Source organism: Streptomyces bambusae (assembly GCF_019400985.1).
GTDB lineage: Bacteria > Actinomycetota > Actinomycetes > Streptomycetales > Streptomycetaceae > Streptomyces > Streptomyces bambusae_A.
On sequence record NZ_WTFF01000112.1, the window covers coordinates 1 to 21724 of the forward strand.

The 21724-nt window shown below is 73.3% G+C and carries 21 protein-coding genes, 1 tRNA gene and 2 pseudogenes; 13 read left to right on the forward strand and 11 right to left on the reverse strand.

Going from position 1 to position 21724, the window contains the following annotated elements:
• Positions 1 to 261: 261 nt before the first annotated feature.
• The 3 genes from GPJ59_RS17215 to GPJ59_RS17225 are packed head-to-tail and all read left to right on the forward strand — an operon-like array spanning position 262 to position 3437.
• Positions 262 to 1008, forward strand: coding sequence for an SDR family oxidoreductase (locus GPJ59_RS17215; protein ID WP_219668050.1), 747 nt, complete (start codon positions 262 to 264; stop codon positions 1006 to 1008).
• Positions 993 to 2819, forward strand: coding sequence for a class I adenylate-forming enzyme family protein (locus GPJ59_RS17220; protein ID WP_258024526.1), 1827 nt, complete (start codon positions 993 to 995; stop codon positions 2817 to 2819). The genes GPJ59_RS17215 and GPJ59_RS17220 overlap by 16 nt, the downstream gene beginning before the upstream one ends.
• A gap of 15 nt (positions 2820 to 2834) precedes the next feature.
• Complete coding sequence (locus tag GPJ59_RS17225; RefSeq protein WP_219668032.1) at positions 2835 to 3437, forward strand: TetR/AcrR family transcriptional regulator; 603 nt, start codon at positions 2835 to 2837, stop codon at positions 3435 to 3437.
• A 51-nt stretch (positions 3438 to 3488) separates the two neighbouring features.
• Here the strand turns inward: GPJ59_RS17225 and GPJ59_RS17230 are convergent, their stop codons facing one another.
• The 3 genes from GPJ59_RS17230 to GPJ59_RS17240 form a co-directional block, all read right to left on the reverse strand.
• Positions 3489 to 4709: an acyl-CoA dehydrogenase family protein gene (locus tag GPJ59_RS17230; protein ID WP_219668033.1), complete on the reverse strand. Its 1221-nt coding sequence runs from the start codon at positions 4707 to 4709 to the stop codon at positions 3489 to 3491.
• Between the two features lie 12 nt (positions 4710 to 4721).
• On the reverse strand, positions 4722 to 5747 hold the full coding sequence (locus tag GPJ59_RS17235) for a phosphotransferase family protein (protein WP_219668034.1): 1026 nt from the start codon (positions 5745 to 5747) through the stop codon (positions 4722 to 4724).
• 132 nt (positions 5748 to 5879) lie between these two features.
• On the reverse strand, positions 5880 to 6791 hold the full coding sequence (locus tag GPJ59_RS17240; protein ID WP_219668035.1) for an MBL fold metallo-hydrolase: 912 nt from the start codon (positions 6789 to 6791) through the stop codon (positions 5880 to 5882).
• Positions 6792 to 7008: 217 nt separating this feature from the next.
• On the opposite strand from GPJ59_RS17240, the gene GPJ59_RS17245 reads away from it, so the two are divergent.
• Complete coding sequence (locus GPJ59_RS17245; protein ID WP_219668036.1) at positions 7009 to 7218, forward strand: hypothetical protein; 210 nt, start codon at positions 7009 to 7011, stop codon at positions 7216 to 7218.
• A 117-nt stretch (positions 7219 to 7335) separates the two neighbouring features.
• Here the strand turns inward: GPJ59_RS17245 and GPJ59_RS17250 are convergent, their stop codons facing one another.
• From GPJ59_RS17250 to GPJ59_RS17260, 3 genes are all read right to left on the reverse strand, one after another.
• On the reverse strand, positions 7336 to 8790 hold the full coding sequence (locus tag GPJ59_RS17250) for an amino acid permease (RefSeq protein ID WP_219668037.1): 1455 nt from the start codon (positions 8788 to 8790) through the stop codon (positions 7336 to 7338).
• A gap of 208 nt (positions 8791 to 8998) precedes the next feature.
• Positions 8999 to 10564, reverse strand: a complete 1566-nt coding sequence (locus tag GPJ59_RS17255; RefSeq protein ID WP_219668038.1) for an APC family permease — start codon at positions 10562 to 10564, stop codon at positions 8999 to 9001.
• 44 nt (positions 10565 to 10608) lie between these two features.
• Positions 10609 to 11556, reverse strand: coding sequence for a hypothetical protein (locus tag GPJ59_RS17260; protein WP_219668039.1), 948 nt, complete (start codon positions 11554 to 11556; stop codon positions 10609 to 10611).
• 525 nt (positions 11557 to 12081) lie between these two features.
• Between GPJ59_RS17260 and GPJ59_RS17265 the strand changes: the two genes are divergently transcribed.
• Entirely contained in the window at positions 12082 to 12612 is a 531-nt protein-coding gene (locus tag GPJ59_RS17265; RefSeq protein WP_219668040.1) for a GNAT family N-acetyltransferase, read from the forward strand.
• Between the two features lie 184 nt (positions 12613 to 12796).
• On the opposite strand, the gene GPJ59_RS17270 is transcribed toward GPJ59_RS17265, so the two are convergent.
• Positions 12797 to 14452: an FAD-binding dehydrogenase gene (locus tag GPJ59_RS17270; protein ID WP_219668041.1), complete on the reverse strand. Its 1656-nt coding sequence runs from the start codon at positions 14450 to 14452 to the stop codon at positions 12797 to 12799.
• Positions 14453 to 14570: 118 nt separating this feature from the next.
• Between GPJ59_RS17270 and GPJ59_RS17275 the strand changes: the two genes are divergently transcribed.
• From GPJ59_RS17275 to GPJ59_RS17290, 4 genes are all read left to right on the forward strand, one after another.
• Complete coding sequence (locus GPJ59_RS17275; RefSeq protein WP_219668042.1) at positions 14571 to 15083, forward strand: NUDIX domain-containing protein; 513 nt, start codon at positions 14571 to 14573, stop codon at positions 15081 to 15083.
• Positions 15084 to 15123: 40 nt separating this feature from the next.
• Positions 15124 to 15522: a YidH family protein gene (locus GPJ59_RS17280; RefSeq protein ID WP_219668043.1), complete on the forward strand. Its 399-nt coding sequence runs from the start codon at positions 15124 to 15126 to the stop codon at positions 15520 to 15522.
• 122 nt (positions 15523 to 15644) lie between these two features.
• Complete coding sequence (locus tag GPJ59_RS17285; protein ID WP_258024529.1) at positions 15645 to 15929, forward strand: DUF202 domain-containing protein; 285 nt, start codon at positions 15645 to 15647, stop codon at positions 15927 to 15929.
• A gap of 92 nt (positions 15930 to 16021) precedes the next feature.
• Positions 16022 to 16318: a hypothetical protein gene (locus GPJ59_RS17290; RefSeq protein WP_219668045.1), complete on the forward strand. Its 297-nt coding sequence runs from the start codon at positions 16022 to 16024 to the stop codon at positions 16316 to 16318.
• A 99-nt stretch (positions 16319 to 16417) separates the two neighbouring features.
• Here the strand turns inward: GPJ59_RS17290 and GPJ59_RS17295 are convergent.
• Positions 16418 to 16505, reverse strand: a tRNA-Leu gene (locus GPJ59_RS17295).
• A gap of 203 nt (positions 16506 to 16708) precedes the next feature.
• On the opposite strand from GPJ59_RS17295, the gene GPJ59_RS17300 reads away from it, so the two are divergent.
• The 3 genes from GPJ59_RS17300 (at position 16709) to GPJ59_RS38540 (ending at position 19308) form a co-directional block, all read left to right on the forward strand.
• The gene (locus GPJ59_RS17300; RefSeq protein WP_219668046.1) at positions 16709 to 18034 is read left to right on the forward strand and encodes a M20/M25/M40 family metallo-hydrolase; all 1326 of its coding nucleotides are present in this window, start codon (positions 16709 to 16711) and stop codon (positions 18032 to 18034) included.
• Between the two features lie 129 nt (positions 18035 to 18163).
• Positions 18164 to 18397 carry a chaplin ChpH gene (gene chpH / locus GPJ59_RS17305; protein WP_125652344.1) on the forward strand — a complete coding sequence of 78 codons (234 nt, stop codon included), beginning with the start codon at positions 18164 to 18166 and terminating at the stop codon, positions 18395 to 18397.
• A gap of 167 nt (positions 18398 to 18564) precedes the next feature.
• Complete coding sequence (locus GPJ59_RS38540; protein ID WP_308120340.1) at positions 18565 to 19308, forward strand: chaplin; 744 nt, start codon at positions 18565 to 18567, stop codon at positions 19306 to 19308.
• Positions 19309 to 19369: 61 nt separating this feature from the next.
• Here GPJ59_RS38540 and GPJ59_RS17315 read toward each other — a convergent pair whose 3' ends face one another.
• Positions 19370 to 19558 carry a DUF5703 family protein gene (locus GPJ59_RS17315; RefSeq protein ID WP_219668048.1) on the reverse strand — a complete coding sequence of 63 codons (189 nt, stop codon included), beginning with the start codon at positions 19556 to 19558 and terminating at the stop codon, positions 19370 to 19372.
• 47 nt (positions 19559 to 19605) lie between these two features.
• On the opposite strand from GPJ59_RS17315, the gene GPJ59_RS17320 reads away from it, so the two are divergent.
• The gene (locus GPJ59_RS17320; protein ID WP_219668049.1) at positions 19606 to 20304 is read left to right on the forward strand and encodes a hypothetical protein; all 699 of its coding nucleotides are present in this window, start codon (positions 19606 to 19608) and stop codon (positions 20302 to 20304) included.
• A 171-nt stretch (positions 20305 to 20475) separates the two neighbouring features.
• Here the strand turns inward: GPJ59_RS17320 and GPJ59_RS17325 are convergent.
• Positions 20476 to 21450 (reverse strand): annotated as a pseudogene (locus tag GPJ59_RS17325) (ATP-binding domain-containing protein); the annotation flags it as partial.
• A gap of 118 nt (positions 21451 to 21568) precedes the next feature.
• Positions 21569 to 21679 (reverse strand): annotated as a pseudogene (locus GPJ59_RS38895) (hypothetical protein); the annotation flags it as partial.
• Positions 21680 to 21724: the final 45 nt, after the last annotated feature.

The window sequence follows — 21724 nt, forward strand, 5'->3', positions numbered from 1 at the left end:
CAGCCGGACCGGTCCCGGGCGCGGCCGGTGCCGCGACGGCCCCGGCCGCCGCTCCGACCGGTCCCGCCGCTCCGACCGTTCCCGCGGCGCCGGCCGCCCCTGCGACCCCCGCCGCCAACAACCCCCGACGAGACAGACTCACCCGCCCGACGCTAGCGGTCCGCGCCCTTCCACCCCGACATACCGACTGGTTAGTCTGCCCCTGATCCCGGATCTCCGGACCCGCCACGAAAGGTGGACCCAGTGGGCGCATACCAGGGCATGCGAGTCGTCGTCACCGGCGCGGGCGGCGGCATCGGAGCCGCACTCGCCCACCGCTTCGCGGCCGAGGGGGCCACCGTCGCGGTCAACGACCTCGACCCCGCCAAGGCCGCCGCCGTCGCCGCGGAGATCGGCGCGGCCGCGTACGCCGTACCGGGCGACGCCTCGGCGGTCGTCGACGAGGCCCGCGAGGCGCTCGGCGGCACCGTGGACGTCTACTGCGCCAACGCCGGCCTCGCCTCGGGCGGCGGCGCCGACGCCGACGAGGAGGTCTGGGAGGCGGCCTGGCAGACCAACGTCATGGCCCACGTACGCGCCGCCCGCGCCCTGCTGCCGCACTGGCTGGAGCGCGGCACCGGCCGGTTCGTCTCGACCGTCTCGGCCGCAGGCCTGCTCACCATGATCGGAGCCGCGCCGTACAGTGTCACCAAGCACGGTGCGCTCGCCTTCGCCGAGTGGCTCTCGCTGACCTACCGCCACCGTGGCGTGAAGGTCCACGCCATCTGTCCGCAGGGAGTCCGCACCGACATGCTCACCGCCGCCGGCTCGGCCGGCGAGCTCGTGCTCGCCCCGACGGCCATCGCCCCCGAAGCAGTGGCGGACGCGCTCTTCGACGGGATGGCCCAGGACCGCTTCCTGATCCTCCCGCACCCCGAGGTCGCCGCCTTCTACGCCGCCCGCGCCACCGACCCGGACCGCTGGCTCACCGGGATGAACCGCCTCCAGCGCACATGGGAGGGTGCGTGACGGCCTCCCGCTACGCCGCCATGCCGTGGCTGCGCCGGCTCAGCCCCGCCCAGCGGGCGCCCGTCGAGCCCGCGCCGAGCGTGCTGCACGCCTTCCGCGAGGCCGTGCGGCGCGCCCCCGGGCACACGGCGCTGGCCTACTTCGACGGGCGGATCGGGTACGCCGAGGCCGACGCGCTGTCCGACTCCGCCGCCGGGCACCTCGCCGCCCGGGGCGTGCGCCCCGGCGACCGGGTCGCCGTCATGCTCCAGAACACCCCGCACTTCGTCCTCGCCGTGCTGGCCGCCTGGAAGGCCGGCGCGATCGTGGTCCCGCTCAACCCGATGTACAAGGCGGCCGAGGTCATGCACATCCTGCGCGACAGCGGGGCCGCCGCCCTGGTCTGCGAGGCGGGCGCCTGGGCGGCGTACGTGGGCGGGGCCGCGGCCGGTACGTCCGTACGCGCCGTGCTCACCATCGACGACCGCGACTTCCAGACCCGCGACGACCCGCGCGTCCTCGCCCCCCGGACCGGCACGGCCCCGGCACCGACCGTGTCGCCGGCGCCCCATGCCGCCCAGGCGCCCGCCGGCCCGCCCTCGACCCGCTCGTCGGCCTGTGCCCCGACCTCGCCGCAGGCCCCCGTCCCGGCCTCGCCGCAGGCCTGCGCCCCGGCCCCGTCGCCCGCCCCCGTCCCGGAGGACTTCGCGGCCGTGGCCCGCCGGGGCCACCCCGCCCCCGCCGGCGTGCCCGAGCCCCGCTCCTCCGACACCGCCCTCCTCAGCTACACCTCCGGCACCACCGGCGCCCCCAAAGGCGCCATGAACCCCCACGGCGCGCTCACCTACAACGCCGTGCGCCAGGTCACCGGCCACCCGATACCCGAGGGCGCGGCCTACTTCGCGCTCGCCCCGCTGTTCCACATCACCGGCATGGTCTGCGAGCTCGCCGCCTGCCTCACCAACGCCGGCACCCTCGTCCTCGCCCACCGCTTCGACGCGGGCGTCGTCCTCGACGCCTTCCTCGAACACCGGCCCGCCTACACCATCGGCCCGGCCACCGCCTTCATCGCCCTGGCCGCCCACCCCGCCGCCACGCGCGAGCACTTCGCCTCCTTCCGGATCGTCTCCTCCGGCGGCGCCCCGCTGCCGCCCGCCCTCGTCGCGCGGCTCCGGGCCCGCTTCGGCTTCCACCTCCGCAACGGCTACGGCCTCACCGAGTCCACCGCCGCCGTCAGCGCCGTCCCCGCCCACCACGAGGCCCCCGTGGACCCGGCCACCGGGACCCTCTCCGTCGGGGTACCGGGCGCGCAGACCGTCGTACGGATCATCGACGCGCACGGCGCGGAACTGCCCTTCGGCGAGACCGGCGAGATCACCGTGCGCGGACCGCAGCTCGCCACCGGCTACTGGGGCCTGCCCGACGCCACCGCCGAGGCCTTCCCCGACGGGGAACTGCGCACCGGCGACGTCGGCTTCATGGACGGGGACGGCTGGCTCTACGTCGTGGACCGCAAGAAGGACATGATCAACGCCTCCGGCTTCAAGGTCTGGCCGCGCGAGGTGGAGGACGTCCTCTACACCCACCCGGCCGTCCGCGAGGCCGCCGTCGTCGGCGTCCCCGACCCCTACCGCGGCGAGAGCGTCAAGGCCTACGTCAGCCTCCGCCCGGGCGCGGCGGCCGACCCGGCCGAACTGTCGGCGTACTGCGCCGAGCGCATCGCCGCGTACAAGTACCCGCGGCACGTGGAGATCCTGCCTGTCCTTCCCAAGACGACCAGTGGCAAGATCCTGCGTCGAGAACTGCGCGAGCGCGGCTCGAAACATTCGTAGGAAAGGGGAGGGCCCATGCCGGCCAGGACCACCAGCGCGGAGTCCGCGGACATGCCCGTACCGCAGCGGCTGCTCGCCGTCGCCACCCGGCTCTTCGCCGAGCGCGGCTACGACCGCACCTCCGTCCAGGAGATCGTCGAGGCGGCCGGGGTCACCAAGGGCGCGCTCTACCACTACTTCGGCTCCAAGGACGACCTGCTGCACGAGGTGTACGCCCGCATGCTGCGCCTGCAGCAGCAGCGCCTCGACGCGGTCGCCGACTCCGACGCCCCCGTCGAGGAGCGGCTGCGCACGGCGGCCGCCGACGTGGTCGTCACCACCATCGAGAACCTCGACGACGCGATGATCTTCTTCCGCTCCATGCACCAGCTGAGCCCGGAGAAGTACAAGCAGGTGCGGGCGGAGCGGCGCCGCTACCACGAGCGCTTCCGCGCCCTGGTCGAGGAGGGGCAGCGCAGCGGGGTGTTCTCCTCCGCCACGCCCGCCGACCTGGTGGTGGACTACCACTTCGGTTCCGTGCACCACCTGTCCACCTGGTACCGCGCGGACGGCCCGCTCACCCCGCAGCAGGTCGCCGACCACCTCGCCGACCTGCTGCTGCGCGCACTGCGCCCCTGAGCGTCACGACCACGCGTCCCGCACCAGACGTCTCACCTCACACGTCACGCCTCACGCGTAACGCTTCAGCTCCCGCCGCGCCAGCGACCGCTGGTGCACCTCGTCGGGGCCGTCCGCGAGCTGGAGCGTACGTGCCGCAGCCCACAGCTCGGCCAGCGGGAAGTCCTGGCTGACACCGCCCGCGCCGTGCAGCTGGACCGCCCGGTCCAGGATGCCCACCACCGTGCGCGGGGTCGCGATCTTGATGGCCTGGATCTCGGTGTGCGCGCCCCGGTTGCCGACCGTGTCCATCAGCCAGGCCGTCTTGAGCACCAGCAGCCGCAGCTGCTCCACGCTCACCCGGGCGTCCGCGATCCAGTTCTGTACGACGCCCTGCGCGGCCAGCGGCTTGCCGAAGGCCGTGCGCTCCACCGCCCGCCGGCACATCAGCTCGATCGCCCGCTCGGCCATGCCGATCAGCCGCATGCAGTGGTGGATCCGGCCCGGGCCGAGCCGGGCCTGGGCGATGGCGAAGCCGGAGCCCTCCTCGCCGATCAGGTTCGACGCGGGCACCCGTACGCCGTCGAAGACGACCTCGGCGTGGCCGCCGTGGTCGTGGTCCTCGTACCCGTACACCCGCATCGCGCGGCGCACCTCGACGCCCGGGGTGTCGCGCGGCACCAGGACCATCGACTGCCGGCGGCGCGGATCGGCGCCCTCCGGGTCGGTCTGGCCCATCACGACGAAGATCTTGCAGTCCGGGTTCATCGCGCCCGAGATGTACCACTTGCGGCCGCTCACCACGTACTCCGAGCCGTCGGCCGACCGCTCGATGCGGGTCTCGACGTTCGTCGCGTCCGACGAGGCCACGGCCGGCTCGGTCATCGCGAAGGCCGACCGGATCTCGGCGGCCAGCAGCGGCTGGAGCCACTGCTTCTTCTGCTCCTCGCTGCCGAACTGCGCCAGCAGCTCCATGTTCCCCGTGTCCGGGGCCGCGCAGTTGGTCGCCATCGGCGCCAGGTGCGGGCTGCGCCCGGTGATCTCGGCCAGCGGCGCGTACTGGAGGTTGGTCAGCCCCGCGCCGTACTCCGGGTCCGGAAGGAAGAGGTTCCACAGGCCGCGGCGGCGCGCCTCGGCCTTCAGCTCCCCGAACACGGGCGGGGTGTCCCACGGCGAGGGCAGGGCGGCGCGCTGCTCGGCGGCGACGGGCTCCGCCGGCAGGACGCACTCCTCCATGAACGCGAGCAGCCGCTCGCGGAGTTCCTCGGTCCGGGCGTCGAATGCGAAATCCATGACGGTGGCTCCTCAGCCTTCCTGGAGGGTGGTCAGGCCGTGCTCGATGAAGACCGGTACCAGCTCGCCGATCCGGTCGAAGCCCGCGCCCACGGTCTGCCCGAGCGTCCAGCGGTAGTGGATGCCTTCGAGGATCACCGCGAGCTTGAACCAGGCGAACGCCGTGTACCAGGCGATCGGCCCGGTGTCCCGGCCCGAGCGGGCGGCGTACCGCTCGACCAGCTCGGCGGGCGCCGGATGCCCGGGCGCACCGCTCGTCGTGCTCACCGGGGAATCGGCCAGCCCCAGGTCCGAGCTGTACATCACCAGCAGGCCGAGGTCGGTGAGCGGATCGCCCAGGGTGGACATCTCCCAGTCCAGCACCGCCCGGACCGCGTCCTCCGGGCCGCCGATCAGGACGTTGTCCAGCCGGAAGTCGCCATGCACGACCGTGGGGGCGGGGGAGCGCGGCAGCGCCCGGCCGAGCGCGGCGTGCAGCTCCTCGATGCCGGGCAGTTCGCGGCCCCGGGAGGCCGCCAGCTGCTTGCCCCAGCGGCGCAGCTGCCGGTCGAGGAACCCCTCGGGCCGCCCGAAGTCGCCCAGCCCCACCGCCTCCGGGTCCACCGCGTGCAGGTCCACGAGCGTGTCCACCAGGCGCAGCACCACTTGCCGGGTGCGCTCGGGACCGAGCGCGGCCAGCTGCCCGGCCGTGCGGTACGGGACGCCGTCCACGAACTCCATGACGTAGAACGGCGCGCCGAGCACCGACTCGTCCTCGCACAGCAGCAGCGGCTCGGGCACCGGCACCGCCGTGGCGTGCAGCGCCTCGATCACCCGGTGCTCGCGCCGCATGTCGTGCGCGGTGGCCAGGACGTGCCCGAGCGGCGGCCGCCGCACCACCCAGTGGCCGGTGCCGTCGCTGACCTCGTACGTGAGGTTCGAGCGGCCGCCCTCGACGAGCCGGCCGCTCAGCGCTCCGGTCACCAGTCCGGGGCGCGCGCGGTCGAGATGGCCGCGCAGCCGCTCCAGATCGAGACCGCGGGGGTCGGCTGAGGTCATGCGTACCTCCTACGGAGTTGAGGGGTTCCCTACGCTCGCGCCCATCATGCCGACCAGTCGGTATGTCGTCCAGAGGTACGCCGTCCCGGCGTGTGTGTCGGGCCGGGCCCGGCCCGACCCGGACGACACGGCCTACGCGTGGCAGGCCACCGGCACGCCCCCGTTCATCACCGTCATGTCCCTGAGCACCGCCACGATGTCCAGCGGCGCCCCGGCCGGCAGGCCCTCCAGCTCCGCGTACGCCCGGTGCAGGTTCGCCACGAGCCGCTCGCTCTCCCGCCAGTCCGCGAACTCGCCTAGGTCCGCCTGGCGGGCGGTCTCCAGCGGGGTCTGCCCCTTCGCGCGGCCCTCCCGCGCGAGCGCGTCGACGTACCGCAGATAGCGCTCGGTCGCCGCGTACGCCGCCGGGGTGGTCAGCGGCCCGTGCCCCGGTACGACGGTCTCCGCGTCCAGGCTCCGCAGCAGCTCCAGCGCCCGCAGGGATCCGGCCACCGAGCCCATGGCCACGAACGGCGTGCCCTCGGCGAAGACCAGGTCGCCGGTGAACACGACCCGCTGCTGCGGCAGCCAGACGACCGAGTCCCCGGTCGTGTGCGCGACCCCCGGGTGGAAGACCTGGACCTCGGTCGCGCCTATGTACAGGGTCATCCGATCGTTGTAGGTGAGGGTGGGGGCGGTGATCCGTATGTCCCCGAAGTCGGTGCCCGGCCAGATCATCTCCAGCTGGTGGCCGGCCGCGAGCTGCTCGCTGCGCGCGCTGTCGTGGCCGACGACCAGCGCCTCGGGGGTGAACACGCCGTTGCCGTACGTGTGGTCGCCGTGGTGGTGGGTGTTGACCACCAGGCGCGGCAGCGGGGCGCCGGTCCCCACGAGCGCGTCGCGCAGGGCGTGCGCCCGGCGCTCGGTGGCGGCGGTGTCGACGAGCAGGGTCTGGCCGCCGTCGGTGACGAAGCCCGCGTTGTTCAGGCACCAGCCGCCGTCCGGCTGGACGTAGGCGTACACCCCCGGCGCGGGCTGGACGAGATAGGGCTGATCGGCGGTCATGTGCGCTCTCCCCGGGTCGCGTTGGCGTGCACCCGGCATCCTGCCAGCCCGGGCGCGACCGGCGGGAGAGCGGGGGGTGGGCGGGGCGTGGGCCGGGCGTGGGTGGGCGGAATCGCCCGGTGTGCCGTGTGTCGTGCCCGGGGCGGGCCCGGGGGCTTGGACATCCTGGGGCCGGGGCCTCGTGCGGGGTCCCTCGTCTCGTGAGCGAGGAGGAGCGATGTCTGCCGACGTCGTCACCCGGTTCCTGTCGGCACTGGCCCCGGCCGACCGGGAAGAAGTGCAGCAGCGGCCGCGTGAGGAGCAGGAGTCGCTGGCCGCCGCGTGGGAGGACGAGCTGCGGGACGACGCCGAGCTCGACGCGCTGGACGAGCTGTCCCCCTCCGCGGCCGAGCAGGAGGCGGCCAGGCGGGTCCTGGGCCGCCCGTAGACGCGTACCCATCCGGCCGGGGCCGCACAGGAAGCGCGCGCCCGGGCTGCCGGGCGGGAAACGGCCGAGGACCCCGGCGCACGCGGCGGCGGGGTCCTCGGGGCGGAGCGGGCGGGGTCAGTCGCGCGGGGACCCGGCCAGCTCGGCGACCCGGCGGCGGACCAGGAACCAGCCGCCGACCAGGGCGGCCGCGATGGCCGGCAGGAACATCACGGTGGTGCGGCCGACACCGCCGTCGCACCACATGAGGACCAGGACGGACGCCAGGAAGACCAGCGTGACGATCTGCGTGTAAGGCGCCCAGGGCAGCTTGTAGCCGGGGCGCTCGACCAGGCCGTTCTGCGCGCGGCGCCAGAACAGCAGGGAGCAGATCATGACCATCGCCCAGGTACCGAGGATGCCGATGGAGGCGAGGTTGAGGACGATCTCGAAGGCCTCGCCGGGCATCCGGTAGTTCAGGAACACGCCGGCGACGCCGAAGGCGGCGGTGAAGAGCACGCCGCCGTAGGGGACCTTGCCCTTGTTCATGCGGGCGGTGAACTTCGGGGCCGAGCCCGCCATGGCCATGGAGCGCAGGATGCGGCCCGTGGAGTAGAGGCCGGAGTTCAGCGAGGAGAGCGCGGCCGTCAGGACGACCAGGTTCATGATGCCGGCGGTGCCGGGGATGCCGAGCTTGTCGAAGATCGTGACGAACGGGCTTTGGTCGCCCGAGTACGCGGTGTACGGCAGGAGCAGGGCCAGCAGCACGACCGAGCCGACGTAGAACACGCCGACGCGCCACATGATCGAGTTGATCGCCTTGGGCATGATCTTCTCGGGGTTCTCGGTCTCACCGGCGGCGACGCCGCACAGCTCGACGGAGGCGTAGGCGAAGACGACGCCCTGGACGACCAGGAGCATCGGGAGCACGCCGGTGGGGAAGAGCCCGCCGTTGTCGGTGATCGTGGACAGGCCGGGGGTGTGGCCGTCGATCGGGTGGCTGGTGGCGACCAGGTAGATGCCGACCAGCATGAAGATCACCAGCGCGGCGACCTTGACGATCGAGAACCAGAACTCCATCTCGCCGAAGTACTTCACCGAGATCAGGTTGGCGGTCAGGACCACGGCGAGGGCGATCAGCGCCAGCACCCACTGCGGGACGCTGGAGAACATCGACCAGAAGTGCGCGTACGTCGCGGCGGCCGTGATGTCGGCCACGGTCGTGGTGGACCAGTTCAGGAAGTACAGCCAGCCCGCCGTGTAGGCGCCCTTCTCGCCCATGAACTCGCGCGCGTACGAGACGAAGGCGCCGGAGGAGGGGCGGTAGAGGACGAGCTCGCCGAGGGCCCGGACCACGAAGAAGGCGAAGACACCGCAGACGGCGTAGGCGATGGCGAGGGAGGGACCGGCGCCGGCGAGCCGGCCTCCGGCGCCCAGGAACAGGCCGGTGCCTATCGCCCCGCCGATGGCGATCATGTTGATGTGGCGGGACTTGAGGTCCTTGCTGTAGCCCTCGTCGCCGGCGTCGACGTGCGGGGAAGCCGACGCGGCGGGCGCGGACGCCGAGGCCTTCGTCAGGGTGCGGTCACTCATGTATGACTTCGCCTTCGTGGGTGGGACAGGCAGCCCGGAGCGCCCCGCAGGGTGACGGGATGGTGTCCCCTGTGCGGCGTTCCGGTGTTTTTATTCGCCCCAGGAGACCACGCGACCCGGTGGGGACCAAAACTGGCCATGCATGGCGAAGGCCCCCGGCGCCCTTCGAAAGGGGTGCCGGGGGCCTTCGCGGAGCCTGTTGGCAAGGTCAGTCGCGGCTGTCGGCTTCGGCGGCCGCCTGCTCCAGCCGGAAGGCCTCGTTGCCCAGCCCGATGCGGGCGTGGACCTCGGGGTTGCGGGCCCGCAGCACGGCTCCGTGGACCAGGCCGGCCACGAGGGCGGCCCCGATGACGGCGGGCAGCAACCGGCCCAGCACGGAGCCCTCGCCGGCGCCGACGAGGACACCGAAGTCCTTGACGGTGTAGCCGGCGATGCCCAGGAGCGCCAGGCCGGCGGCGCCGGCCGCGACGAGCCGCCACAGCTGGGCGCCGGCGGCCCCGCGACGGACGAAGAAGGCGATCACGGCGAAGGAGGCGGCGGCCATGAGGATCGTCACACCGAGCGCGCCGACGCTGCCCATCCAGGTGAACAGGTGCATCACCGGGACGGTGGGGTCGCCGGCCGGCTTGTCGTCGGCGACGGCGAAGCCGATGACCACCAGGGTGGCGACGACGGTCTGCAGCAGCGAGCCGGTGGCGGGGGCGCCGGTGCCGGGGTTGGTCCGGCCGAACCGGGCCGGGAGCAGGCCCTCGCGGCCCATGGCGAAGGCGTAGCGGGCGACGACGTTGTGGAAGCTGAGCATCGCCGCGAACATGCCCGTGACGAACAGCACGTGCAGGACGTCGGTGAAGGACGTGCCCAGCCGGGTCTCGGTGAGCTGGAAGAGCAGGGCCGGGCCGGCCTCGGTGGAGGCCTTGACCACCTCGGCGGGGCCGGTGGCAACGGTGATCGCCCAGGAGCTGAAGGCGAAGAAGAGGGCGACGAAGCCGACCGCGAGGAACATCACACGGGAGACGACGATGTGCGGCTTGCTGGTCTCCTCGGCGTAGACCGGGGACTGCTCGAAGCCGACGAACGCGGCGATGCAGAAGCACAGGGCGGTGCCGAGCGCGGGGCCGGAGAGGGTGGCGGGGTCGAAGGCGTGCAGCGAGACGCCCGCCGGGCCGGGCTCGGCCAGTGCGGCGGCGTCGAAGACCACGACCAGGGCGCACTCGATCAGCAGCAGCACGCCCAGCACCCGGGCATTGAGGTCGATCTTGAGCCAGCCGAGGGCGCCGGTGACGGCGACCGCGGCCAGCGCCGGTATCCACCAGGCGAGCTCGGTGTCCAGGTAGGTGGCGAACAGGCCGGAGACCTCGAAGCCCAGGATGCCGTACACGCCGACCTGCATGGCGCTGTACGCGACGAGGGCGACCAGCGAGGCGCCGGCGCCGGCGGTGGGGCCGAGCCCCCGGGCGATGTAGGCGTAGAAGGCGCCGGCGTTGTGCACGTGCCGGCTCATCTCGGCGTAGCCGACGCTGAAGAGGGCGAGGACGAGGCCGAGGACGACGAACAGCAGCGGCTGCCCGACGATGCCCATCGGGCCGAAGATCTGCGGCATCACGCCGGCGACCACCATCAGGGGGGCGCTGGCGGCGAGGACGGAGAGCAGCAGGCCGGCGGTGCCGAGACGGTCGGCCCGCAGGGCCCGGTCCTGGCCCTTGTACGTGCGGATCTCGGCATCGGCCGCGGCCGAGGAGGTGCTGCCGAGCGTGGTGGATCTGCCCGTCGCCATGGCGGGTGGTCCTTTCGGGGGTGTCCCTCCGGGGGCGGGAGGGGTCAGGCGGAGCCGAGCGCGGCATTGCGCGCGGCGAGGAAGGCCTTGTGGGGGTCGAGGTCGGGGTAGGACCAGGGGGCTCGGGTGGCGTGCCGCCCGATGCGGTGGAAGAGGGCGGCGGCCTCGGCGGGCCGGCCCTCGCAGAGCTTGGCGTGCGCGAGGAAGTTGAGGTCGACCCGGTTGCGGGGGTGGTCCTCGCGCTCCCATTCGAGCCACCAGTCGAAGGCGGTACGCAGGACCTGGCGGGCACGGCGGCCCGACCAGTGCTGGGTGGCGCTGTCGAAGGTGTGGCCGTGCGTCGCGGCCAGCACCCGGTAGCGCTCGGCGTGGGCGACGACGGGCAGCACGGCCAGCGGGGAGTCGGCCGGGGACTCCTCGGCGGCCCAGGCGGCGAAGTCGTAGACCTCGTGCAGCGGGTCGTGGCCGGATCCCGGGGTGCGCTCGGCGAGCTTGGCGACCATGAGGTGGTGGGCGTGGTGGTGCTCGCGGTGGCGGGCCCGGACCTGGTCGAAGTGGCGGCTGAACTCCTCCTCGGAGCCGAAGGCGCGGGACAGCAGCAGCAGGCCGAGCCACGGGGTGGGGTCCGCGGGCAGCAGGGCGGCGGCCCGGCGGCAGGCCTGCTCGGCCGCCTCGGGCGCGCCCTTGCGGCGCAGGGCGTCGAAGACGGCCGCGCACGCGAGGAGGGTGGTGGCATCGGCGCTGTCGGGCTCGGCCAGCAGCCACTCGCGGGACCAGGCCGTGGCGGAGGGGGTCTGCGCGAGGACGGTGAGGCGGTGCCCGCGCCGGTCCCAGTCGTCCCCGGTGGCGCCGAGCAGCGCACGGGCCTTCGCCCACCGGCCCTGGGCGAACTGGGTGCGTACGTCTACCAGTTCGACATCACAGAGGGCCGGGTCGAAGAGCTGGGAGTCCCGCTTGCGGGCTCGGCCGAGGGGCGGCGGAGGCGGCGACATCCGCGAAGTTCCCTCCAGGACGCGGGCGCGGGCGGTGTGTTCGGGTCACGCCGGAGTCACTCCGGGTGGTGATCACGCACAGCAAACCGGTACGCACAGCTCCACGTCAAGGTCTGGCCAGGCGGGTGGCGCGTTTCAACTCCTGTTCAACTCCTGTGGCCACCGGACGAGTTGGGGCGGATGTCCGGTTCCCCGCCGCGGCGGCCGGGGCCCCGGCCCGGCCGGACAGGACGGACGGGGCCCGGCGGCCGCGGCGGCGTGTCCCGCGGGTCGGCACGCGTACCCGGCGGGCCGGCCCGGCCCGGCGGCCGGATCCGTTCGGTCGGCCGACCGCCTTTTCGGCCAACCGGCCCGCCGCCGGGACTCTTACGGCTCGGTCCGCGATCGATGACGGGTGCAGCTCCGTGTCGGGGGCAGCCGATCCGGGGTGTTGCGACGACCGTTGACCGGCCCGGGGGGTTGTGATGTGCGGTGCTCGGGGATATTCGCTGGTTGCTGCTTGCCGGTGGTGTTCATACTGCCGCAATGGATCCGGTGACTCTTGAGACCGACCGTCTGGTGCTGCGGGCCTTCGCACCTGCCGACGTGGATGCGGTGTACGAAGCCTGCCAGGACGAGGACATCCAGTTCTACACCCCGGTGCCGGTGCCGTACCGGCGTGCGGACGCGGAGAAGCTCGTCGGCGAGACGCTGCCCGCTCAGTGGGCCGAGGACAGGGACTACACCCTCGGCGCGTTCCGCAAGGACACCGGCGCCCTGGTCGGCTCGTACTGCCTGACCCTCATCAGCCGCGGCGTGTGGGAGCTCGGTTACTGGGCGGTCAAGGAACAGCGCGAACGCGGGTACTCGGTGGAGGCCGCTCAGGCCCTGTGCGACTGGGGCTGGGCCACCCTCGACGTCCACCGCATCGAGTGGTGGGCCATGGCAGGGAACACCGGCTCGCGTGCCGTCGCCGAGAAACTCGGCTTCACCGTCGAAGGGACACTGCGCAATCGTGGCATCGCCAACGACGGTAAGCCGCATGACTGGTGGGTGGGCGGACTGCTGAGGCCCTGATGCTCGGGCCGGTGCCCGGCAGGCCGCCTGCTGATCAACCACCGGCCGACCCGCCAGGCCGGCACGCACAAACCTCGATCACGGACCAAGTCGTCAGGTGGGCCGACCGCTTCCCGGCCGCCCGGCCCACCTCCCGGGTCCTTCGGTCGGCCGACCGCCTCCCCGGCCGCCCGGATCCGTCGGGTCAGCCGACCGCTCCACCCGCAGCCCGGCCCGCCGCCCGCCCCGAGAAGATGCAGCCGCCGAGGAAGGTGCCCTCCAGGGCGCGGTAGCCGTGGACGCCCCCGCCGCCGAAGCCGGCCGCCTCGCCGGCCGCGTACACACCGGGCAGCGGATCGCCGGAGGCGGTCAGGACCCGCGAGGACAGGTCCGTCTCCAGGCCGCCCAGGGACTTGCGGGTGAGGATCGACAGCCTGACGGCGATCAGCGGACCGGCCGCGGGGTCGAGGATGCGGTGCGGGGCGGCCGTGCGGATCAGCCGGTCGCCCAGGTACTTGCGGGCCCCGCGGATCGCGGTGACCTGGAGGTCCTTGGTGAAGGGATTGGCGATCTCCCGGTCCCGGGCGGTGATCTCGCGGCGTACGTCGGCCTCGTCGAGCAGCCCCTCCCCGGTGAGCTCGTTCATCCGGCGGACCAGGGTGGACAGCTCGCGCTCCACCACGAAGTCGACACCGCGGTCCATGAAGGCCTTGACCGGGCCGGGCACGGCCTGCCGGGCGCGGACCAGGACCTCGCGGACGGACCGGCCGGTGAGGTCGGGGTTCTGTTCGGAGCCGGAGAGGCCGAACTCCTTGCCGATGATGCGCTGGTTGAGCACGAACCAGGTGTGGTCGTGCCCGGTCCGCATGATGTGGTCGAGGGTGCCGAGGGTGTCGAAGCCGGGGAAGAGCGGCACGGGCAGCCGCTTGCCGGTGGCGTCCAGCCACAGGGAGGACGGCCCCGGCAGGATGCGGATGCCGTGCCGCGCCCAGATCGGGTTCCAGTTCTCGATGCCCTCGGTGTAGTGCCACATCCGGTCGCCGTTGATGTGGTGGGCCCCGGCGTCCTCGGCGACGCCCAGCATCAGGCCGTCCACATGGGCGGGGACGCCCGAGACCATCCGCTGCGGGGGCGTGCCGAGACGGGCCGGCCACTGCTTGCGGACCAGGTCGTGGTTGCCCCCGATGCCGCCCGAGGCGATGACGACGGCCTGCGCGCGCAGGCTGAACTCCCCCGTCACCTCGCGGCTGCTGGCGGCGCCCCGGACGGCGCCGGAGGGCGCCAGGACCTCGCCGGTGACGGTGTCCACGGTGCCGGCACTGCGCGACAGGCCGGTGACCCGGTGGCGGAACGCCAGCCGGACCAGGCCGCGCGCCACCCCCGCGCGCACCCGCCGCTCGAACGGCTCGACCAGGCCGGGGCCGGTGCCCCAGGTGATGTGGAAGCGGGGGACGGAGTTGCCGTGGCCGTTCGCGTCGTAGCCGCCCCGTTCGGCCCAGCCCACCACCGGGAAGAAGCGGACGCCCTGCGCGTGCAGCCAGGACCGCTTCTCGCCGGCGGCGAAGTCGACGTACGCCTCGGCCCAGCGGCGCGGCCAGGCGTCCTCGGCGCGGTCGAACCCGGCGGTGCCGTACCAGTCCTGGAGCGCGAGCTCGCGGCTGTCCTTGATGCGCATCCGGCGCTGCTCGGGCGAGTCCACGAAGAACAGGCCGCCGAAGGACCAGTGCGCCTGTCCGCCGAGGGACTGCTCGGGCTCCTGGTCCAGCAGGATGACCTTGCGGCCGGCGTCGACCAGTTCGGCGGTGGCGGCCAGGCCCGCGAGCCCCGCGCCGATCACGATGACGTCTGCGTCGTACCCCATGCGTTCCCGTCCGTCCCGTCGGTCCCGGCCGCCGTCCCTGCTGGTGGCGGCGGATGTGGTGGGAGTGATCCTGGCTACGCATCGGTAACCCGTCAACACCGGTGATTGGATGAACCGCATGAGTGCCGCTGATGAAGTACTGGACGTCGTGGACCGCGAGGACCGGGTGGTCGGGCAGGCCCCGCGCGGCGAGGTCTACGCCCGCGGGCTGATCCACCGGTGCGTGTTCGTACAGGCCGTGGACGCCCACGGGCGGATCTTCGTGCACCGCAGGACGGCGTCGAAGCTGGTGTTCCCGTCCGCGTACGACATGTTCGTGGGCGGGGTGGTGGGCGCGGGCGAGTCGTACGACGAGGCAGCGCTGCGCGAGGCCGAGGAGGAGCTCGGGGTGACCGGGCTGCCGCGCCCCGAGCCGCTCTTCGCCTTCCTGTACGAGGGCGAGGGCGGGGCCTGGTGGTCCTCCGTGTACCGGGTGCGGTGCGAGCTGCCGGTCCGGCCCCAGGAGTCGGAAGTGGCCTGGCACGCGTTCCTCGACCCCGGCGAGCTCCGGCGGCGGGTGGCCGAGGGCGGCTGGACCTGGGTACCGGACGGGCTGGAGGCCTACCGGCGGCTGGGGGAGCTGGGCCGCTAGTTGGGGTCTGTCAGGGCCTGCCGTGATCTAGATTGCGGCTGTGACCGACTTCGGCAAAGACGTACGCCTGTGGTTCGCGCCGCAGCGGGTGCGGGAGGAGGGCGAGACGCCCGACTACCGCTTCTCGCTGGCCAACGAGCGGACCTTCCTCGCCTGGATCCGGACCGCGCTGGCCCTGGTGGGCGGCGGTTTCGCGGTGGACCAGTTCCTGCCGGACCTGCGGTGGGGCGTGCGGGTCGGGATGGCGCTGGCGCTGCTGGCGGTGGGCGCGGCGTGCGCGCTGCGCGCGGTCAACCACTGGGTGCGGTGCGAGCGCGCGATGCGGCGCGGCGAGGACCTGCCGCTGTCGCGCTTCCCGGTGGTACTGAGCCTGGGCGTCGGGCTGGTGGCGGTGGCCATGATGGTGATCGTCCTGATGGGCTGGACGAACGGCCGGTGAGCCCCCGGGAGCCCGCCACGCCGGACACCGGAGCCGGGTCCGGGCGCAACGCCGGAGGCGGGCCGGGTGCCGGGTCCGGACGCGGCGTCGGAGGCGCGGGGGGCGCCGCGCGGGACCCCGGGCTGCAGCCCGAACGGACCCGGCTCGCGTGGCGGCGTACGACGCTGACCTGCGCGATCACTGCGGTGCTCGCGGTACGGGGGGCCGTCCACGGGCCGGGCACCGCGACGGACGTGGCCGGCACGGCCTTCATCGTGCTGCTGTGGCTGGCCTTCCTGGGCCTCGCCCACGTCCGCATCCGGGCCCTGGCGGCGGCCCGCCCCGCCCCACTGGCCCCACGCGCCGCACTCGGCGCGACCGTGTGCGTCCTGGCGCTCGCGGGCTTCGCGGTGGCGGTGATCCTCTGAGCATCCCGTCGGACGATCGGGCTTACCGCTCACCGCCAGGACACAGCCCCGCATAACAGGCGATACCGGACGATCCTGACTAGCCTCGCTCCATGACGACCCTGCACCAGGAACACTCCACGCACGAGCACGCGCACGGACCGGGCTGCGGCCACACCGAGGTCGCCCACGGCGACCACGTCGACTACGCCCACGACGGCCACCTGCACCGGCAGCACGCGGGTCACTGGGACGAGTGCGAGCCGGCCGGGCACACCGCGCACGAGGCCCACGAGCACGCGCACGGCGAGGGCTGCGGCCACGACGCCGTACCGCACGGCGACCACCTGGACTACCTCCACGACGGCCACCGCCACGCCGCGCACGACGGCCACTACGACGACCACTGAACCCGCGCCGCAGAACCCTTTCGCCCCCGGGCGCCCCACGGCCGGCCGCACCCCGCCCGAAAACGCAAGAAGACCCCTGGAACACAGGGGTCTTCTTCGTGGTGTCCGAGGGGGGACTTGAACCCCCACGCCCGATAAAGGGCACTAGCACCTCAAGCTAGCGCGTCTGCCATTCCGCCACCCGGACAAGGTGTCTGTCTCGCGTCCCTTGCGGGCCGCTCCGACGAAGAGAACATTACCAGGGTTTCGGAGTGCCTCGATCACGGGTACGCCCGCCCCTCCTCGCCCCCGTGGCCGTCCCGGCCGGGGAGGGTCTTGGGGGTGGCGGCCCGGGGCGCGAGGATGGGGGCAGGGCCGGCAGCGGCCTGTCGATCAACGGGAGGAAGCAGCGTGAGCGAGTCGAGCACGGGCAGGACCGTCTCCGGCGAGGACGAGGTCGTCGACCTCTGCCGGGACCTCATCCGGATCGACACCAGCAACTACGGCGACCACTCCGGACCCGGCGAGCGCAAGGCGGCCGAGTGGGTCGCCGAGAAGCTCGCCGAGGTGGGCCTGGAGCCGCAGATCTTCGAGTCGCACAAGGGCCGCGCGTCCACCGTCGCCCGGATCGAGGGCGAGGACCCGTCCCGGCCCGCGCTGCTCATCCACGGCCACACCGACGTCGTACCGGCCAATGCCGCCGACTGGACGTACGACCCGTTTGCGGGGGAGATCGCCGACGGGTGCTTGTGGGGGCGCGGCGCGGTCGACATGAAGGACATGGACGCGATGACGCTGGCCGTCGTACGCGACCGGCTGCGCAGTGGCCGCAAGCCGCCCCGCGACATCGTGCTGGCGTTCCTCGCCGACGAGGAGGCCGGCGGCGTCTACGGGGCCCGCCACCTCGTGGACAAGCACCCGGGGCTGTTCGAAGGCGTGACCGAGGCCATCGGGGAGGTCGGCGGCTTCTCGTTCACCGTCAACGAGAACCTGCGGCTCTACCTGATCGAGACCGCCCAGAAGGGCATGCACTGGATGCGGCTCACCGTGGACGGCACCGCCGGCCACGGCTCCATGACCAACGACGACAACGCGATCACCGAGCTGTGCGAGGCCGTCGCGCGGCTGGGCCGGCACCAGTTCCCGGTCCGGGTGACCAAGACCGTGCGGTCCTTCCTGGACGAGCTCTCGGACGCCCTGGGCACCCCGCTCGACCCCGAGGACATGGACGCGACCCTCGCCAAGCTGGGCGGCATCGCCAAGATCATCGGTGCCACCCTGCGCAACACCGCCCAGCCGACCATGCTCGGCGCCGGCTACAAGGTCAACGTCATTCCCGGCCAGGCGGTGGCGCACGTGGATGGCCGCTTCCTGCCCGGCTACGAGGACGAGTTCCTGGCCGACCTCGACCGGATCCTCGGGCCGCGCGTCAAGCGCGAGGACGTGCACGGGGACAAGGCCCTGGAGACCGACTTCGACGGCCGGCTGGTCGACGCCATGCAGACCGCCCTCAAGGCCGAGGACCCCATCGCGCGGGCCGTCCCGTACATGCTCTCGGGCGGTACGGACGCCAAGTCCTTCGACGACCTGGGCATCCGCTGCTTCGGCTTCGCGCCGCTCCAGCTGCCGCCGGAGCTGGACTTCGCCGGGATGTTCCACGGGGTGGACGAGCGGGTGCCGGTGGACGGGCTGAAGTTCGGGGTACGCGTGCTCGACCGATTCATCGACAACTGCTGAGATTCGGGAAGGTGTTCCTTTCTCACCGGGACGAGTGAATGCGCTCATAGGCTCGTAGCCCTGGTGGGACCTCCTCGTTACAGGTGGTGCGGTCCGCGGCTGGGACCGCATTGCCTACTAGGAGGAATGATGATCAAGAAGGTTGTCGCTGCCGCGGCTGCCACCGGTGGTCTGGTTCTCGCGGGTGCGGGCCTGGCTGTCGCCGACGCCGGGGCCCAGGGTGCCGCTGTCGGCTCCCCGGGTGTCCTGTCCGGCAACGTCGTCCAGGTTCCCGTCCACGTTCCGGTGAACGTGTGCGGCAACACGATCAACGTCATCGGCCTGCTGAACCCGGCCTTCGGCAACACCTGCATCAACAACTGACACAGCTGGTGTCCCGGACCCCGGAGCGCATTCCAGCGCTCCGGGGTCGCCGGGCTTTCGGCTTGTTTCGTCAGATCGAGTTGGGCACAGCAGGGGGCGAGTCACAGATGCAGGTGCGACGACAGGTCGCGAGGAAGACGTTGATCACCGTGGCGGCCGCGGGAGGGATGCTCGCGGCGGGCGGGGGGTACGCACAGGCGGACGCCGGAGCCACGGGTACCGCCGCGAATTCTCCGGGGGTCCTGTCAGGGAACTCGGTGTCGGCGCCGGTGGACGCGCCGGTGAACGTGTGCGGCAACAGCGTGACGGTGGTGGGCGGCCTGAACCCCGCCTTCGGAAACCGCTGCGCGAACGGCGGGAACGGCGGGAACGGCGGAGGGCAGCCGGGCCAGCCCGGTCAGCCGGGTCACCCGGGGCAGCCCGGGCAGCCGGGCCAGCCCGGACACCCTGGGCACCCGGGTCACCCGGGTCACCCCGGACACCCGGGCCACCCGGGTCACCCCGGACACCCGGGCCACCCGGGTCACCCGGGTCACCCCGGTGGGCCCGGCGGCGAGGACTGCGAGCCCGGCCAGCCGGGTGGTCCGGGCAACCCCGGAAACCCCGGCACCCCGGGCAACCCCGGGAACCCCGGCAACGGCGGCCAGCCCGGCACCCCGGGTACGCCCGGAAACCCCGGCACCCCGGGCAACCCCGGCACTCCCGGGACCCCCGGTGCGGGCACCACCACGCCCGTCACGCACCCCGGCAGCAACGCTCCGGGTCCGCAGGGCGGTAGCGGAGGTGGAGCCGGTGGCGGTGAGCTCGCCGAGACCGGCGGCAACGCCGCCCTCGGCATCGCCGCACCTCTCGCGGGCGGTCTGCTCCTCGGGGGAGCCGTGCTCTACCGGCGGGCCCGTAGCGCCGCCTGAGAGCGGCCGCTGCGGCGGCAGTGTGCGAGCGGGCCCCAGGTCTCACGACCTGGGGCCCGCTTCACCATGTGGCGCGTACCTGACGGATGATCCTGCGGCGCAGCCGCACGCGGCGGCTCCCGTCCCGCAGGAGCGTCAGGCGGTCCAACTCCCAGTGCCCGTACTCGGCATGGTCGGTCAGCAAGCGGGTCGTCTCCTGGCGAGGGACACCGCGAGGCACGTACACATCGACAAATTCGTATTCCGGCATCGAATCTATTGTGCGGGCACCGGCCCGCTACGGATAGCGTCTGCACTATGTCTGATGCCGCAGTGCCCACCGTTGCCGAGGTACGCGCCGCCGCCGAGGCGGTCAAGGCAGCCCTGGACCGCCACCTGGCCGCGGTCGAGAGCCGCTCCGGAGCCAAGGACCCGGCCGTCCAGGCCGCCTTCAACGCACTCGCCGCGTCGGCCGAGGCCTACGACGAGCTGCTCTACGAGGTGTACGACGAGGTCATCCCGTTCGAGATCCCGGACACCGAGGACGGTGTCCCGTACGCCGGACCGGCCGAGCCCACCGCCTTCAGCGTGCTGATCCGCCGGGACTACTCGGTCGCCGAACCGCAGCGGCTGATCGCCCAGGCGGAACGGGTCGCCGCGCACGACCGGGACGCCGATCTCCTCCACGACGGCGGCACGGCGGGCGCGCTCGGCGTGCTCTTCGGGGAGTACGAGGCGGACGAGATCGCCTCCCGCTACAAGGAGTTCGGGCTGGAGGAAGGTGACTCGACGCTCTGGATCGGCGCCCTGGAGGAGGTCCCGGAGCCGGGGGAGTGGCTGGCCGCCCCCTTCGACCACGCGGATCCCGAGATCGTGCTCCACCGCTTCGACGTGAGTTCCGTCTTCGACGACGAGTTCTACGAGGACGAGGACGAGCACGGGGACCACGACGACGGCCCCGACCACGACGATCACGACGACCGCGACGACGACCTGGAGCTCGCGGCCGACCGCTGAACCGCGGCACGGGCCCGACGGCCCGGCCCCGCCGCCGCCCCTGCCCCGCCCCGCCGGCGGAGCAGGGGCAAAGGCAGAGGCAGGGGGCAGGGGCGGGCCCGTACGCCGCCCTCCCCGGCCCCGACCCCGGCCCCGGCCCGGCGAGGCTGCCCGGCAGCCCGGCTCCGCGACCTACTCGGGCTGCTCCCGTGCCGCGGCGACCAGGCTCCGCAGGAGGCCCGTCAGCCGTGTCGTCCGCGGCTTCGGCATGACCTCCGCCACCGCCCGCGGCAGCGCCTGGTCCACCCCGTGCACCACGGACAGATGGCGCTCGGCCCGCCCGAACGCCGTGTACACCCAGTCCCGCGACAGGGCGTCCGCCGCGTCACCCGGCAGCACCACGACCACGGCCGGCCAGCGGCTGCCGACCGCCTGGTGCGCGGTCAGGGCCCAGCCGTGCCGGACCGAGGACTCCACCCGGTCCTTGGCCACGACCACCCGCCCGCCCGCGCCCGGGCAGTCGAGGTGGAGGCCCTCGGCGTCGGCGGAGACGACCCGGCCGGGCAGCGCGCGGCCGGGAGAGGGGACGTGGACGATCCGGTCCCCGAGGTCGAACCCGCCGAACCGGCCGGGTCCGGGGTTCAGGCGGTCCTTGAGGGCGGCGTTCAGCGCGCGGGTGCCGGCGGAGCCTCCGTGGCCGGGCGTGATCACCTGCACGGCCTCCGGCGGCAGGCCGAAGGCCCGCGGTACGGAGTCCGCCACCAGCTGGACCGTACGGTGCACGGCCTCGCCCGCGTCCCGGACCGGGACGATCACGACCTCCTTGCCGGGGGCGTCGACCTGGCCCAGCTCGCCGATGCCGATCCCGGAGACCAGTTCGCCGATGGGCCCCGGGTCGGGCGTCCGCGACGCGACGACCGGGCAGACGCGGGCGGCGAGGACGTCGGCGAACACCCGGCCGGGGCCCGCCGATCCCAGCACCCCGGGGTCGCCGGAGAGCACCAGCCGGGCCCCGTCCGGCACCGCCTCGACCAGCGCGGCCCCGTTCTCCACGTCCAGCTGCGGGGCGTCCGCCACGATCAGCAGGTCGAGCGCGAACTGGCCCTCGGCGTCCCGGCCCGGCCCCTCGGCCCCGCCGAGCAGCCCGGCGACGGTGACCACGCCCTCCTGCGGGGCGGCCGGGGCGTGGGTGCCACGGCGCGCGGCCCCGCCGCGTCAGGGCCGCGGAGGTGAGCGGGCCGCCGCAGGCGGCCGTGAGGTATACGGCGAGCGGGAGGTTGACGTGGCCGTGGGTGCCCGATTCCGGCAGGCGGAGGTGGGTGAGATCGTCGTCGGGGTCGAACATGGCGATGCCCTCGGGCCGGACCACGGCGACGCGCCCCGTCAGTTCGGTGATGCACGGGGTGAGGAAGCCGCGCTGACGGGTGAGGTAGGCGAGTTC